General features: G+C 72.4%; 11 protein-coding genes and 1 pseudogene. 7 read left to right on the top strand and 5 right to left on the bottom strand.

Annotation, left to right across the window (positions count from 1 at the left end; translation table 11 throughout):
• Window positions 1-56 precede the first annotated feature (56 nt).
• Window positions 57-890, bottom strand: coding sequence for an aminoglycoside N(3)-acetyltransferase (locus ACFRAC_RS19765; RefSeq protein WP_382925282.1), 834 nt, complete (start codon window positions 888-890; stop codon window positions 57-59).
• A complete protein-coding gene (locus ACFRAC_RS19760) occupies window positions 887-3022 on the bottom strand; it encodes an FxsB family cyclophane-forming radical SAM/SPASM peptide maturase (protein ID WP_382925281.1) in 2136 nt (711 codons plus the stop codon). The genes ACFRAC_RS19765 and ACFRAC_RS19760 overlap by 4 nt, the downstream gene beginning before the upstream one ends.
• A 595-nt stretch (window positions 3023-3617) precedes the next feature.
• On the opposite strand from ACFRAC_RS19760, the gene ACFRAC_RS19755 reads away from it, so the two are divergent.
• Complete coding sequence (locus ACFRAC_RS19755) at window positions 3618-4403, top strand: IclR family transcriptional regulator (RefSeq protein WP_382925421.1); 786 nt, start codon at window positions 3618-3620, stop codon at window positions 4401-4403.
• 36 nt (window positions 4404-4439) lie between these two features.
• Here the strand turns inward: ACFRAC_RS19755 and ACFRAC_RS19750 are convergent, their stop codons facing one another.
• Window positions 4440-4640 carry a DUF1905 domain-containing protein gene (locus ACFRAC_RS19750; RefSeq protein WP_382925280.1) on the bottom strand — a complete coding sequence of 67 codons (201 nt, stop codon included), beginning with the start codon at window positions 4638-4640 and terminating at the stop codon, window positions 4440-4442.
• 174 nt (window positions 4641-4814) lie between these two features.
• Here ACFRAC_RS19750 and ACFRAC_RS19745 point away from each other — a divergent pair.
• Window positions 4815-6207: pseudogene (locus ACFRAC_RS19745) on the top strand (glycoside hydrolase family 16 protein).
• A 58-nt stretch (window positions 6208-6265) separates the two neighbouring features.
• Here ACFRAC_RS19745 and ACFRAC_RS19740 read toward each other — a convergent pair.
• Window positions 6266-6676: a GerW family sporulation protein gene (locus ACFRAC_RS19740; protein ID WP_382925279.1), complete on the bottom strand. Its 411-nt coding sequence runs from the start codon at window positions 6674-6676 to the stop codon at window positions 6266-6268.
• 31 nt (window positions 6677-6707) lie between these two features.
• A complete protein-coding gene (locus ACFRAC_RS19735; RefSeq protein ID WP_382925278.1) occupies window positions 6708-7694 on the bottom strand; it encodes an AraC family transcriptional regulator in 987 nt (328 codons plus the stop codon).
• A gap of 177 nt (window positions 7695-7871) precedes the next feature.
• Between ACFRAC_RS19735 and tkt the strand changes: the two genes are divergently transcribed.
• The 5 genes from tkt to pgi are packed head-to-tail and all read left to right on the top strand — an operon-like array spanning window position 7872 to window position 15280.
• Window positions 7872-9947 (top strand): transketolase, encoded by a 2076-nt coding sequence (gene tkt, locus ACFRAC_RS19730; RefSeq protein WP_382925276.1) that lies wholly within the window; start codon window positions 7872-7874, stop codon window positions 9945-9947.
• An 18-nt stretch (window positions 9948-9965) separates the two neighbouring features.
• Window positions 9966-11111 (top strand): transaldolase, encoded by a 1146-nt coding sequence (gene tal / locus ACFRAC_RS19725; protein WP_382925274.1) that lies wholly within the window; start codon window positions 9966-9968, stop codon window positions 11109-11111.
• Window positions 11108-12637 (top strand): glucose-6-phosphate dehydrogenase, encoded by a 1530-nt coding sequence (gene zwf / locus ACFRAC_RS19720; protein ID WP_382925272.1) that lies wholly within the window; start codon window positions 11108-11110, stop codon window positions 12635-12637. Before tal ends, zwf begins: the two co-directional genes overlap by 4 nt.
• The gene (opcA, locus tag ACFRAC_RS19715) at window positions 12634-13569 is read left to right on the top strand and encodes a glucose-6-phosphate dehydrogenase assembly protein OpcA (RefSeq protein WP_382925270.1); all 936 of its coding nucleotides are present in this window, start codon (window positions 12634-12636) and stop codon (window positions 13567-13569) included. The genes zwf and opcA overlap by 4 nt, the downstream gene beginning before the upstream one ends.
• A complete protein-coding gene (gene pgi / locus ACFRAC_RS19710; protein WP_382925267.1) occupies window positions 13562-15280 on the top strand; it encodes a glucose-6-phosphate isomerase in 1719 nt (572 codons plus the stop codon). Before opcA ends, pgi begins: the two co-directional genes overlap by 8 nt.
• Window position 15281 lies beyond the last annotated feature (1 nt).

The following is a 15281-nucleotide window of genomic DNA, read 5'->3' as shown; positions in this document are numbered from 1 at the left end:
GCACCACGCGATCCCCCGATCCCGTCCCCCTCCCCCGGCCCCGCGGGGGTGGACACTCAGTGTAGGAACCTCGCGCCGTTTTGTGACGGGTCCGTGGGAACGCGACGGGATCGATTTCCGGTCAGCCAGGCGGTCGCGAAGTCGACGGCCGTCGCCAGCGGGAACAGCCGGGCGTGGGAGTCGCCGACGCGGCCGCCGCGCACCACGGGATGCGGGCGGGCCGCGTCGTCCTTCTCGAAGTCGGCGCCGAGCACACCGAAGTCGCTGTCGTCGAGGGCGACGTCCTGGTAGGCGATCCAGCGGCGCACGCCGTCGCGCAGGACCACACAGCGGTACGTCCGCCGGGGCGGGTCGGGGACGCGGTACTCGGCGAGGTGGAAGGCGCTGCACACCTCGAAGCCGACTCCGAGGAGCAGGACGTGGGCGCCCGCCTCGTACAGGCCGCGCAGCGGGGAGCGCTCGCCCAGGTGGCAGTCCTCCGCGTGCCCGGCCAGCAGTTCCCGGGCCCGCGCACCCAGGGCGGCGAACGAGGTCTGCGGGTGGGTGCTGCGCACCGCTCCGCCGGCCCGCCGCACGGCCTCGGCGAGCCGTCCCACCCCCTCGGACGGCGTGCTCACGGGGTCGAACGGGGGCATCCGGCGCCGCACCGACCGGATCTGATTGGTGGTCAATCCGCGCACCCGCTCCCGGTACGCCGGGGAGGAGTCGGAGTTGCCGGCGGTGAACGCCGGTACCACGAGGGTGCCTTCGGGGCCGAGGACGTCCAGCAGAGCGGTGAGCAGGTCACCGTCCGCCGCACCCACCCGGCGCAGGGAGGCGTGGGCCAGGACGGTGGCGCCGGGCCGCAGGCCCAGGTCCACCAGGTCCCCGGCGAGCGAGGAGGGGGTCACAGGCTTCGCCCGACGCCGTCGACGAACCGGCGGCCGAGGGCGGTCAGTGAAGCCGCCTCGGTCAGCCGCTCCCACTGGGCCCGGGTACGGCGGGCCTCCTCCGGGTCGTCCCGCAGCACGTCGGTGGCGACCCGGGCGAAGGTGTCGCCGAGCAGGTCGCCGGTGCGGGTGTCCGCCTCGTCGTAGAGGTCGCACACGTCGAGGAGCGCGTCCAGCACGCCGAGCCGGAAGCCGCGCACCATCTCGACGGCGACCGCCTCCGGGCCGGGGTGCAGATGGACGCCGAGGGCGCCGATCCCGCCGCCGGGTACGAAGCGTTCCGGGTCGTGCGGGACGGCGAGCGGAGTGATCACGCGCACGCTCTGCTCGATGCCGCCGGCCACCGCCGGCAGGGCCTTGCGGATCAACGCCCATGCCTGCGGCAGCACATGACGCCACAGCTCGGTGCGCGCGTCGGTGAGCGGCCCTTCGACGGGTGTGCCGTAGCAGTCGCGATGGAGGTCGGTGTCGTCCAGGGCGACGTCCAGGCCGTCGGCCCGGACGCGCCGCAGCGGCTCCCATCCGGGTCCGGCCAGATCCGCTCCCGTCAACTGCGCGCTGTGCGTCCCCGGTCGGGTGGTGAGGCTGCCGAGGCCGGGCAGGCGCGCCACGCCTTCGCGCACCGGCACCGGGACGGGCTCGGCGGGCCGGGCGGTCAGGCTCGCGGCCGCGACGAGGGAGGCCAGGTGCGCGGGCGGGGCGGTGCCGGCGAGGCAGCGCACGGCCCAGCTGCGGGTGTACGGATGGGACAGCAGTGCCTCGGTCACGGCGCCGTCTCTCCGCCCCAGGTCGACGGCGAGCCGCCAGGGCTCCGTCCATGTGGGCCCGGCCTGCGCACCGATCTCCTCGTGCACGGCGGCGAGCAGGCTCCGGGTGACGTCCTGTCGCACCCGGGCCAACTCCCGTACGCCCAGGCCGTCGTCGCTGCCGTCGGCGAGGGCGTCGAAGCCGTCGACCGGGCGGGTGGCGCCGGCGCCGGTGCGCGCGTCGATCGTCCGGATCAGCTGCGTGAGATCCGCGCAGAAGACGGACGGGTTCTGGAACCCGGTGCCGTCGGACCGGTAGCGGTGGGCGAACAGGCCGCCGCCGCACGAGCGCACCACGGGGCACTGCCTGCACTGTGCGCACAGGTCGTCCAGGCCGTGCTGCCGGGCGCTGATCCCCGGATGCCGGGCCACCTCGTCGAGGGTGTGCCGGAAGACGTCCTTGCCGGTGGCCGGCGCTCCGTCGTAGGCGGTCTTCAGCGAGTCGGCCTGCTCGTAGGTGCCGTCGGTCTCGACCACGACGACGTCGGCGGCGTCGAGCCCCATCGCCTCGGTGAGGCCGGGCCCGCCGCCGAGGGTGCTGACCACCGAGTCGAACAGCCGCACCGGCATCGGCCTTCCGGCCCGGGTCCACCGCTCGTGCACGGCGAGCAGCCAGTCGGCGTACGGGGTGGTGCCCTCGCCGCCGGGGCGCAGGGGTGGCTCGTCCCAGGTCGCGTGCGGCAGGAGGAAGTCGATGCGCGGGGGCCGCAGGGCGGCGAGGGCGTCGTACACGGCGCCGGGGTCGTTGCGGACGTCGACGGTGCACAGGATGCCGGCGTAGAGGTGGCGGTGCCGGTCCTGGTCGAGCAGGGCGATCGCCCGCAGGACCTTGTCGTGGCTGCTGCGCCCGTCGGCGTAGAGCCGGTGGCGGTCGTTGGCGGCGCGGTCGCCGTCGAGGGAGACGCCGACGCGGACGCCGTACTCCAGGAACAGGTCGAGGTGGCGCCGGTTCAGCTGGACAGCGTTGGTGTGGATGCGCAGGTCGAGGGCGCAGATCCCGTGGAGGGCGCTGGTCAGCGCCTCGCAGACGGCCCGTAAGCGGGCGGGGCCCGCCAGCAGCGGCTCGCCTCCGTGCAGGATGACCTGTACGGAGGCGAGTCGGTGCTTCCTGGCATGTTCGGCCAGCCGGAGGGCGGTCCAGGAGATCGTTTCCGGTGAGATCACCTTGGGCCGGGAACTCCAGCTCTGGTCGGCGTGCTCGTAGATGTAGCAGTGCCGGCAGCTCAGGTCACATCTGCTGTGCACTTTCAGTACGAGCTGCCCCAGCGGGACGGTCGGACCGGTCATGACGACGTGGGCGGTTGTCCTCAGATGGACGACTGGAAGGTGACGCCCGTCTCTTTGCGTGCCGGCGTGGCCGCGCGTGCTCGGCGTACGCCGCGGACGCTCCTCGGGTCGTGCGGAGCGTCGAGACGCGGCGCGGTGGTCCGAGCGTCGGCGGCCGATGGCCGCGGCTCGCTGCCGACAGTGGCTCTGGTGCGAACGGTCACGGTATTCCCTGATCAGAAGGGTAGGGTGAAGTGAGTGTCGGGGCACTCTGCCAGCACGGTACAGCGGCGCGCGCATGCGTACCCGCTGATGCGAAAATCATGCCTCCGTTGGAGGGATATCGGTACCGCTTCGGGGTAACGAACTGCCCCAGCTGTTGCAGCGGGCGGACTCGTCACCCTCGTCGCCCACTCGGCCCCGCGGTCTCGATCGCGCCTTCCCCGTCGATCGCCGCTCCGCCCGGAACCGTCTTCACCCGCGGTCAGCTTACCGGCGGGACGGGTCCGTGAACCGGGTTTCGGGGCAGTCCGTCAACGGGCATCGTTCCGGCGGCAGTCGATCCACGGGCCCGCGCGCGGTGCGGTTCCGTGGCCCGCCCGGGAGGGAGCCCGTCATCGTCAGCCCGCCCGCAGGCCCGCACCCCGATACCGTCCGCTCGGCCCCCGGCCGGCTCCTGGCCGTGCTCGGTGCCTTCGATCAGGAGCATCCCGCGCTGAGTCTCACGGACATCGGGCGGCGGGCCGGGCTGAGTCTGAGCACCGCGCACCGTCTGGTGGGCGCGCTCCGGCAGTGGGGCGCGCTGGAGCGCGACGAGCGCGGGCTCTATCACGTCGGGCTGCGCCTGTGGGAGCTCGCGGCGCTCGCCCCGCGCGGGCCCGCGCTGCGGCAGATCGCACTGCCGTATCTGGAGGACCTGTACGAAGCGACCCACGAGAACGTGCAGTTGGCGGTGCGGGACGGGTCCGAGGTCGTCTACATCGAGTGGCTGTCGGGGCGTTCGGCGGTCGGGGTGCACATACGGGTCGGTGCGCGCTGGCCGCTGCACGCCACCGGAGTCGGGCTCGCGCTGCTCGCCCACTGCGGGGTGGCGGAGCAGGAGGAGTACTGCGCCGGGGCGCTCGCGTCGTTCACCCCGTACACGGTGACGGACGCGGCCCGGTTGCGCCGCATGCTGGCCGAGGTGCGCCGCACGGGAGTGGCGGTGAGCAGCCGCCAGGTCACCGAGGACGCCCTGTCCGTGGCCGCCCCGGTCCGTGATCCGGCGGGCACGGTCGTCGCCGCCGTGTCGGTCGTCGTGCCCTACGCCGACGCGCAGGTCCCGGTACTGGCCCCCGCCGTACGGCTCGCGGCGCGCGGGATATCGCGGGGGCTGGGGTGGCGGCCCGAGCGGCACCCGTAGGGCGCGGGACTCGGAGGCGGATCGTCGTGGCCACGGTCACCTGGCCGTCCGGTGGCCGTCCGGCCCGAGGCCCCGCGAGGCGCGGACGGCCTTCGTGAGCGGGAGCAGACAGCCGCCGCCACGGGGGAAGAGGGAGGTCTCGAAGGCGAGCAGGCCGATGCGGGCCTCGACCGGGACCACGCCCCAGCCGGACGTGGCCGTCGCGGCCACGTCCCGGATGTCGGCCGACTCCTCCACGCTCAGCGTATCGGCGGCTTCCCTCAGTGAACTCCCGTGTGACGCACGGGATTCATGCGCTTCACCTCTTGACGACCGGCACCGCGGGGAGCACATTGACCTCGGTCTGAGAGCGCTCTCAGCCTTCGCCGTACAGACCCCCACCTCCCCCTCCGTCCCCCGAGAGGCACCCCCATGAGCGAACTCTCCGGCATGCCCCCAAGACGCCGCTCCGTCCGGCGCGCGTTCGTCGCCGTGCTCGGCACCCTCGCTCTGGCGGCGGCCGCCGCCGGTGTCGCCGTCCCGTCCGCCAGCGCCTCGGCGCCCACGCCCCCGTCGGGCTGGACCCAGGTGTTCCTCGACGACTTCACCGGCCCCGCGGGCACCGGTGTGAACACCTCGAACTGGCGCTACGACACCGGCAAGGGGTACCCCGGCGGCCCCGCCAACTGGGGCACCGGCGAAGTCGAGACGATGACGAGCAGCACCGACAACGTCTCCCTCGACGGCAGCGGCAATCTGCGCATCACGCCGCGACGGGGCCGGCAACTGGACGTCGGGCCGTATCGAGACCAACCGCACCGACTTCCAGCCCCCGGCGGGCGGCAAGCTCCGCGTGGAGGCCCGCATCCAGGTGCCGAACGTGACCGGGCCCGCCGCCAAGGGGTACTGGCCGGCGTTCTGGATGCTGGGCGCGCCCTACCGGGGCAACTACTGGAACTGGCCCGGCGTCGGCGAGCTGGACATCATGGAGAACACCCAGGGCATGAACACGGTGTTCGCCACCATGCACTGCGGCACCGCGCCGGGCGGCCCGTGCAACGAGAACAACGGGATCGGCGGCAACACCACCTGTTCCGGTACGACCTGCCAGGCGGGCTTCCACACCTACCGGCTGGAGTGGGACCGCTCAACGAGCGTGGAGGAGATCCGCTTCTCCCTGGACGGCGTCACCTTCCACACCGTGCGCGCCAACCAGGTCGACGCGGCGACCTGGGCCAACGCGACCAACCACGGGTACTTCATCATCCTCAACGTGGCCATGGGCGGCGGCTTCCCGGACGCCTTCGGCGGTGGCCCGGACGGCGGGACGCAGCCGGGGCACTCCATGGTCGTCGACTACGTCCAGGTGCTGTCGTCCGGCGGGGGCGGCACCACACCGCCGCCGACGGGCAACCGGGACGCCTACAGCGCCATCCAGGCCGAGTCGTTCGACGGCCAGAGCGGTGTCTTCACCGAGTCGACGTCGGACACGGGCGGCGGACAGAACATCGGCGCCCTCGCCAACGGGGACTGGGCGCTCTACAAGGGCGTCAACTTCGGCTCCACGGCGGCCCGTCAGTTCGTGGCGCGGGTGGCGAGCGGCGCGGCGAGCGGGGTCAGCGGTCTGGTGGAGGTGCGGCTGGACAGCCGCGGCAACGCGCCGGTCGGCAGTTTCGCGGTGGGCAGCACCGGCGGCTGGCAGTCGTGGCGGACGGTCCCCGCGAACATCGGCGCGGTGACCGGCACGCACGACGTCTATCTCACCTTCACCAGCGGCCAGCCCGCGGACTTCGTGAACGTGAACTGGTTCAACTTCGGGCACTGATCCAAGGGTTGCCGCCGCCCCGCGAGGTCCCGTCCGGCCTCGCGGGGCGGCGGCGCGTTCAGTGCCGTCGCCGCCGCAGTGCCCTGATCGCCCCGGGGAGGGCGGCACCCAGCAGCAGGCCGGCCAGGGGGGCCGCCTTCCCCCACGTGTCGCGGATGGGTTTGTAGGTGGTGACGCCGTCCCGGATCTCGATGTAGCCGAGGGGGCGGGCCTCCACCCCTCCCCCGCCGCCTCCGCCGTCGTTCGTCCTGGCGCCCTCCACCGTGCGTCCCGTCCCGCCACCGAGGCCGAAGGCGACCCGGGCGACGGGGACGACGGTGACGCCGTCGGCGGTGACGGGCTCGCCGTAGACGGCGGTGACCGACGCCCGGCCGCCCAGCTGCTCGGCGAGGCGTTCCAGGAGGCTGACGGTGGCGTGGGCGGCGGGCTCGGGGGCCGGTTCCGGTGTGGTTGCGTGAGGGTCGCTCATGCAGGACTCGTAGGCGCGTGGGGCGCCCCCGTCAACCCGGCCCGCCGATCGGACGGGCGGGACCACCCTGGGAAGGGTGGTCCACGGAGCCGCCGGTCCACCGGAGTTCGGCGCGGAACGCCGCCGGTGTCGTGTCGGTGTGCTGCTGGAAGTACTTGGAGAAGTTGGCCGCGTCCGCGAAGCCGACGGCCGCGCCGATCCGGCCGATCGGCATGTCGGTGTGGGCCAGGAGCCGTTTCGCCTCGAGGACCACGCGCCGGTCGATGAAGCCCTTCGGGGTCTGGCCGGTCGCGGCGCGGACCGCGCGCACGAGGGTGCGGCGGGAGTAACCGAGCTGGTCGGCGTAGGCGCTGACGCTGTGGTTGGTGGCGAAGCCGCGCTCCACGGCGTCCCGGAAGAGCGTGAACGTGGTGTCGCCCTGCCGGGGCGTGGCCGCCGAGCTCACGGCGAGGTGGGCCAGGCGCAGCAGGAGCGCGGTCAGCGAGTGGCGCAGGACGGCGGTGTGCAGGCTGAGCGGCAGGGTCGTGGAGTCCTCGTACTCGCGCCGCAGTTGGGCGAGGGCCACGCGCAGGGCGGCGAGCTGGGCGCCGTCGGGGCGCAGCAGGGGCGGCAGGTCGTAGCGGTACAGGCCGGTGGCCTCGACGGTGGCGCGGGGCAGGAAGCCGGGCTGCATGGTCAGGACGGTGCCGCGGTAGTCGGCGCCCGCCGCGAACCGGTGGACCTGGCCGGGGCGGATCCACAGCAGGTCGCCCGCGAGTGCCTCGTACTCGGTGAAGTCGACCATGTGCCGGAGGGGGCCCTCGTCGAAGAGCATCACGACGTGGAAGTCGATGCGGTGCACGCGGCCCGGGGGCGCTGCGGAGTGCCAGCTGCGGCCGGGGCCCATGGTGCCGACCCTCATGCCGACGCCGAGGACGCTCAGATCCACCGGGAAGGGGAACGTGCGGATCGTGTCGCCGGCGCCGCTCGGGGCCGTTCCTCCGGGGCCTGTTCCACCTTCGGCCGTTGTGTCCACCATGTCCGTCTCATGCCGTCTCAGTCGTGCGGGGCGGCCGCTCAGCCGTGCGCCGCGTCCCGCGCGGTGTCCCATTTTCACCACAGCGTGACACACGCCGACCTTCCCAGCGAAAAGTCAGACTTTTAGTTTTGAACGCGTTGGACCAGCTACTCCACCGCGATCGAGGACTTCTTGAAGATGAGCACGCAGACACCGGACAGTTTCGAATGGACCGAACTCGACCGGCGTGCCGTCGACACTGCGCGTCTGCTGGCTGCGGACGCCGTGCAGAAGGTCGGCAACGGGCACCCGGGCACGGCGATGAGCCTGGCCCCGGCCGCCTACACGCTCTTTCAGAAGGTGATGCGCCATGACCCGGCCGACCCGGAGTGGACGGGCCGGGACCGCTTCGTCCTCTCCCCCGGGCACACCTCGCTGACGCTCTACACCCAGTTGTTCCTCGCCGGGTACGAGCTGGACCTCGACGACCTCAAGTCGTTCCGCACGCACGGGTCGAAGACGCCGGGTCACCCCGAGTACGGGCACACGGCGGGCGTGGAGACGACGACCGGGCCGCTGGGCCAGGGGGTCGCCAACGCCGTCGGGATGGCCATGGCCGCCCGGTACGAGCGCGGCCTGTTCGACCCGGAGGCGCCCGAGGGCGAGTCCCCGTTCGACCACACCATCTGGGGGATCGTCTCCGACGGCGACCTCCAGGAGGGCGTGTCCGCCGAGGCGTCGTCGCTCGCCGGCCACCAGCGGCTCGGCAACCTCGTCTTCCTGTACGACGACAACCACATCTCCATCGAGGGCGACACCGCGACCGCCTTCTCCGAGGACGTGCTCAAGCGCTACGAGGCGTACGGCTGGCACGTGCAGCGCATCGAACCGGCCGCGAACGGCGACATCGACGTGGCCGCCCTGTACGCGGCCCTGACGTCGGCGCAGGCCGAGACGGGCCGGCCCTCGATCATCGCGATGCGCACGATCATCGCCTGGCCCGCCCCGAACGCCCGCAACACCGAGGCCTCCCACGGCTCCGCGCTCGGCGCCGAGGAGGTCGCCGCCACCAAGCGCGTCCTCGGCTTCGACCCGGAGCAGACCTTCGAGGTCGCCGACGACGTCCTCGCACACACCCGCCGGGCCCTGGACCGGGGCGCCGAGGCGCACGCCGCCTGGGACAAGCGGATCGCCGCCTGGCGCACCGCGTCGCCGGAGCGCGCCCGCCTGTTCGACCGGATCGTCGCGGGACGGCTGCCCGAGGGCTGGGAGGACGCGCTCCCGGTGTTCGAGGAGGGCAAGGCGGTCGCCACGCGGGCCGCGTCCGGCAAGGTGCTGCAGGCGCTCGGCCCGGTCCTGCCCGAGCTGTGGGGCGGCTCGGCCGACCTCGCCGGCTCCAACAACACCACCATCGACAAGACCAGTTCGTTCCTGCCGGCCGGCAACCCGCTGCCGGAGGCCGACCCCTACGGCCGCACCGTCCACTTCGGCATCCGCGAGTTCTCGATGGCCGCGGAGATGAACGGCATCGCCCTGCACGGCAACACCCGTGTCTACGGCGGCACGTTCCTGGTGTTCTCCGACTACATGCGCAACGCCGTGCGGATGTCCGCGCTGATGCAGCTGCCGGTGACGTACGTCTGGACGCACGACTCCATCGGTCTGGGCGAGGACGGCCCGACCCACCAGCCGGTCGAGCACCTGGCCGCGCTGCGCGCCATCCCGGGCCTGAACGTGGTCCGGCCCGCCGACGCCAACGAGACCGCCATCGTGTGGGCGGAGATCCTGCGGCGCCACTCCGCCGACCCGGCACCGCACGGCCTCGCGCTGACCCGCCAGGGCGTGCCGGTCCACGCCCCGAACCCGGACGCCGCCAAGGGCGGCTACGTCCTGCGGGACGCCTCCACCGGGACGCCCGAGGTGGTCCTGGTCGCCACCGGCTCCGAGGTGCAGCTCGCCGTCGCCGCGCGGGACCTGCTGGAGGCGGAGGGGGTCGCCACCCGTGTGGTGTCGATGCCGTCGGTCGAGTGGTTCGAGCAGCAGCCGCGCGAGTACCGCGACAGCGTGCTGCCGCCGGCCGTGAGGGCCCGGGTCGCCGTCGAGGCCGGGATCGGCCTGACCTGGTACCGATTCGTCGGGGACGCCGGCCGCATCGTCTCCCTGGAGCACTTCGGCGCCTCCGCCGACGCCGGGACCCTGTTCGCCGAGTACGGCTTCACCCCCGAGCGCGTGGCCGCCGCCGCCCGGGAATCCCTCGCCGCCGCCCGCGGTTGATCCGCACGCAGAAAGAAGATGATCGCAGTGACCACTGAAGCAACCGCCCCGGGCAACCTCAAGCGCCTGTCCGACGAGGGCGTCTCCATCTGGCTGGACGACCTGTCGCGCCGCCGGATCGAGTCCGGCAACCTCGCCGCGCTCGTCGCGGAGAAGCACGTCGTGGGCGTCACCACCAACCCGTCGATCTTCCAGGCCGCGATCGGCTCCGGCGAGGGCTACGAGGAGCAGCTGGCCGACCTCGCGGTGCGGGGCGTCACGGTCGACGAGGCCGTACGGATGATGACCACCGCCGACGTGCGCGCCGCCGCGGACGTGCTGCGGCCCGTGTACGACGCCACCGGCGGCCGGGACGGCCGGGTCTCCATCGAGGTCGACCCGCGGCTCGCGCACGACACGGCGGCCACCGTCGCCGAGGCCCGGCAGCTGGCCTGGCTGGTCGACCGCCCCAACGTGATGATCAAGATTCCGGCGACGACGGCGGGGCTCCCCGCCATCACCGAGGTCGTCGCGGCGGGCATCAGCGTCAACGTCACGCTGATCTTCTCGCTGGCCCGCTACCGCGAGGTCATGGACGCCTACCTGGCCGGACTGGAGAAAGCGGCCGCGAAGGGCCTGGACCTGTCCGCCGTCCACTCGGTGGCGTCGTTCTTCGTCTCCCGCGTCGACGCCGACATCGACCGGCGGCTCACGGAGATCGGTACGGACGAGGCCCTCGCGCTGAAGGGGCGGGCGGCACTCGCCAACGCCCGGCTCGCCTACCAGGAGTACGAGCAGGTGTTCGCCTCGGAGCGCTGGACGGCCCTCGACGCCGCCGGGGCGAACCGGCAGCGCCCGCTGTGGGCGTCCACGGGCGTTAAGGATCCCTCCTACAAGGACACTCTGTACGTGGACCAGCTGGTCGCGGCGGGCACCGTGAACACGATGCCCGAGGCCACGCTCGACGCCACCGCCGACCACGGGGAGATCACCGGGGACACGGTGACCGGCGGCTACGAGCGGGCCCGCGCCGATCTGGCCGCGGTGGAGGCCCTCGGGGTCTCCTACGACGACGTCGTCACCCGGTTGGAGGACGAGGGCGTCGCCAAGTTCGAAGCGGCGTGGCAGGACCTGTTGGACGCCGTGAACAAGTCGCTCGGCAGCAAGGGAGCTGACGCAGAATGACCTCCGACTGGGACAACCCGCTTCGCGATCCCCGCGACCGCCGCCTCCCCCGGATCGCGGGCCCGTCCGGGCTCGTCATCTTCGGGGTCACCGGCGACCTGGCCCGCAAGAAGCTGATGCCGGCCGTGTACGACCTCGCCAACCGCGGCCTGCTGCCGCCGGGCTTCTCCCTGGTCGGGTTCGCCCGGCGGGACTGGGAGGACCAGGACTTCGCGCAGGTCGTGCACGACTCGGTGCGCGAGCACGCCCGGACCGAGTTCCGCGAGGAGGTCTGGCAGCAGCTCGCCGAGGGCATGCGGTTCATCCCGGGTGACTTCGACGACGACAGGGCCTTCAAGCAGCTGCGGGACACCGTCCACGAACTGGACGCGGCGCGCGGGACCAGCGGGAACTACGCCTTCTACCTGTCCGTGCCGCCGAAGTTTTTCCCGAAGGTCGTGCAGCAGCTCAAGCGGCACGGCCTGGCGGACGCCCCGGAGGGGTCGTGGCGGCGCGCGGTCATCGAGAAGCCGTTCGGACGCGACCTGGCGAGCGCCCGGCAGCTGAACGCGATCGTGCACGACGTGTTCGACCCGGAGCAGGTCTTCCGGATCGACCACTACCTGGGCAAGGAGACCGTCCAGAACATCCTGGCGCTCCGCTTCGCCAACCAGATGTTCGAACCGATCTGGAACCGCTCGTACGTCGACCACGTGCAGATCACCATGGCCGAGGACATCGGCATCGGCGGCCGCGCGGGCTACTACGACGGCATCGGGTCGGCCCGGGACGTCATCCAGAACCACCTGCTGCAGCTGATGGCGCTCACCGCGATGGAGGAACCGGCCGCGTTCGACGCCCCGTCGCTGCTCGCCGAGAAGCTGAAGATCCTCAAGGCGGTCAAGCTGCCCGAGGACCTGAGCCTGCACACCGTGCGCGGCCAGTACGCGGCGGGCTGGCAGGGCGGTGTGAAGGTGCGCGGCTACCTCGAGGAGGACGGCATCGACCCGGCCTCCAGGACCGACACCTACGCGGCCATCCGGCTGAACGTCGACAACCGGCGCTGGGCGGGGGTGCCGTTCTACCTGCGCACCGGCAAGCGGCTGGCGCGGCGCGTCACGGAGATCGCCGTCGTCCTCCAGCGGGCGCCGCACTCCCCCTTCGACTCCACGGCCACCGAGGAACTGGGCCAGAACGCCATCGTCATCCGCGTCCAGCCGGACGAGGGCATGACGGTCCGCTTCGGCTCCAAGGTGCCGGGCACGTCGATGGAGATCCGGGACGTGACGATGGACTTCGCGTACGGCGAGTCCTTCACCGAGTCCTCGCCCGAGGCGTACGAGCGGCTGATCCTGGACGTCCTCCTCGGTGACGCGAACCTGTTCCCCCGTCATCAGGAAGTGGAAGAGTCCTGGAAGATCCTCGATCCGATCGAGGAGCACTGGGAGACGCACGGCAGGCCGGCGCGGTACGCGGCCGGAAGCTGGGGACCCGAGGAGGCGGACGAGATGCTCGCACGAGACGGACGGAGCTGGCGCAGGCCATGAAGATCGACCTGACCGACACCACGTCAAGCAAGATCAACAAGGCGCTGGTCCAGGGCCGCCGGGCGATCGGCACCCCGGCCGTGGGCATGGTCCTGACGATGGTCATCGTCACGGACGAGGAGAACGCCTACGACTCCATCAAGGCGGCCGAGGAGGCCTCGCACGAGCACCCCTCGCGCACCCTGGTCGTCATCAAGCGGCACGCCCGCACCCCGCGCGACCGCACCCGCTCCCACCTCGACGCCGAGGTCCGGGTGGGCGCCGACGCCGGCACCGGCGAGACCGTCGTCCTGCGCCTGTACGGCGAGGTGTCCGAGCACGCCGACTCGGTGGTGCTGCCGCTGCTGCTGCCGGACGCCCCGGTCGTGGTGTGGTGGCCGGTGGACGCGCCGGGGAACCCGGCGAAGGACCCGCTGGGCGCGCTGTCCCAGCGCCGCATCACCGACCTGTACACCTCCGAGAGCCCGCTGTCCGACCTGCAGGTCCGCGCCCGCTCCTACGCGCCCGGCGACACCGACCTGGCCTGGACCCGGCTCACGCCGTGGCGCTCCATGCTCGCGGCCGCCCTGGACCAGGCGCGGATGCCGGTCGTGTCCGCGGTCGTGGAGGCCGAGGCCGACAACCCGGCCGCGGAGCTGCTGGCCCGCTGGCTGGAGGCCCGTCTGGACGTGACCGCCGAGCGGGTCGTCACCGCCGGGCCGGTCGTCACGGGCGTGCGCCTGGGCACCGAGAACGGCGAGATCGCCATCGACCGCCCCGAGGGCCCGCTGGCCACCCTGCACCTGCCGGACCAGCCGTCGCGGACCCTGGCGCTGAAGGTCCGCACCACCTCCGAGCTCATCGCCGAGGAGCTGCGGCGCCTCGACGCCGACGAGATGTACGCCATCGCCCTGCGGGGCGAGGCCGACAAGGAGACCCCCTCCCATGCCTGAGACCCCCCGGCTCACCCGGCGCCCCGAGTGGGTGGCCCTGGAGGACCACCGCGCGGACGCCTTCCGGCAGCCGAGCCTGCGGGAGCTGTTCGCCGCGGACCCCGCGCGCGCCGAGCGGTACGTCCTGCGCGTGGGCGATCTGCGCATCGACTACTCCAAGCAGCTGGTGAACGACGAGACGCTCGCCCTGCTGCGCGAGCTGGCCGCCGCCACCGACGTGACCGGGCTGCGGGACGCCATGTTCCGCGGCGAGCGGATCAACGTCACCGAGGACCGGGCGGTGCTGCACACCGCACTGCGGGCGCCGCGGGACGCGGTGATCGAGGTCGACGGCGAGAACGTCGTGCCGAAGGTGCACGCCGTGCTCGACAAGATGGCCGCGTTCGCGGACCGCGTCCGCTCCGGCGAGTGGACCGGCCACACCGGCAGGCGGATCAGGAACGTCGTCAACATCGGCATCGGCGGCTCCGACCTGGGGCCCGCCATGGCGTACGAGGCCCTGCGCCCGTTCACCGACCGGGGGTTGACGTTCCGGTTCGTGTCCAACGTGGACGGCTCCGACCTGCACGAGGCGGTCCGGGACCTGGACCCCGCCGAGACGCTGTTCATCGTCGCGTCGAAGACGTTCACGACGATCGAGACGATCACCAACGCCACCTCGGCCCGCTCCTGGCTCCTCGCCGGGCTCGGGGAGGGGGACGTCTCCCCCTCGAGCGAAGCCGGGAGTGGGGTGGAGAAAGCCGTCGCGAAGCACTTCGTGGCGCTGTCGACGAACGCCGAGAAGGTCACCGGCTTCGGGATCGACCCGGACAACATGTTCGAGTTCTGGGACTGGGTCGGCGGGCGCTACTCGTACGACTCCGCGATCGGGCTGTCCCTGATGATCGCGATCGGCCCGGAGCGCTTCCGGGAGATGCTCGACGGCTTCCACACCGTCGACGAGCACTTCCGCACCGCGCCCGCCGAGTCCAACGCACCGCTCACGCTGGGCCTGCTGGGCGTCTGGTACGGCAACTTCTTCCACGCCGAGTCCCACGCGGTGCTGCCGTACTCGCACTACCTGTCGAAGTTCACGGCGTACCTGCAGCAGCTGGACATGGAGTCCAACGGCAAGTCCGTCGACCGGGACGGGCACGTCGTGGGCTGGGAGACCGGCCCGGTGGTGTGGGGCACGCCCGGCACGAACGGGCAGCACGCCTACTACCAGCTGATCCACCAGGGCACCCGGCTGATCCCGGCCGACCTGATCGGCTTCGCCCGCCCGGTCGCCGAGCTCAGCGACGAACTGAAGGCGCAGCACGACCTGCTGATGGCCAATCTGTTCGCTCAGGGGCAGGCGCTCGCGTTCGGCAAGACCGCGGACGAGGTCCGCGCGGAGGGGGTGCCCGAGGAGCAGGTCCCGCACCGCACCTTCCAGGGCAACCACCCCACCACCACGATCCTCGCCCCGGAGCTGACCCCGTCGGTCCTCGGTCAGCTCGTCGCCCTCTACGAGCACAAGGTGTTCGTGCAGGGCGCGGTGTGGAACATCGACTCCTTCGACCAGTGGGGCGTGGAGCTCGGCAAGGTCCTCGCCAGGCGGGTCGAGCCCGCCCTCACGGAGGGTGCCGAGGTCCCCGGTCTCGACCCGTCCACCGCCGCCCTCGTGGCCGCGTACCGCTCACTCAAGACCGCGTCGGACGCGCTGGGCGTCCAGGAGGAAGTGAACTGAC

The sequence above is a fragment of the Streptomyces sp. NPDC056628 genome, assembly GCF_042792555.1.
In the GTDB taxonomy this organism is placed as follows: Bacteria; Actinomycetota; Actinomycetes; order Streptomycetales; family Streptomycetaceae; genus Streptomyces.
Note: the sequence above shows the minus strand (reverse complement) of the source record. Positions and strands in the feature narration are given on the sequence as shown.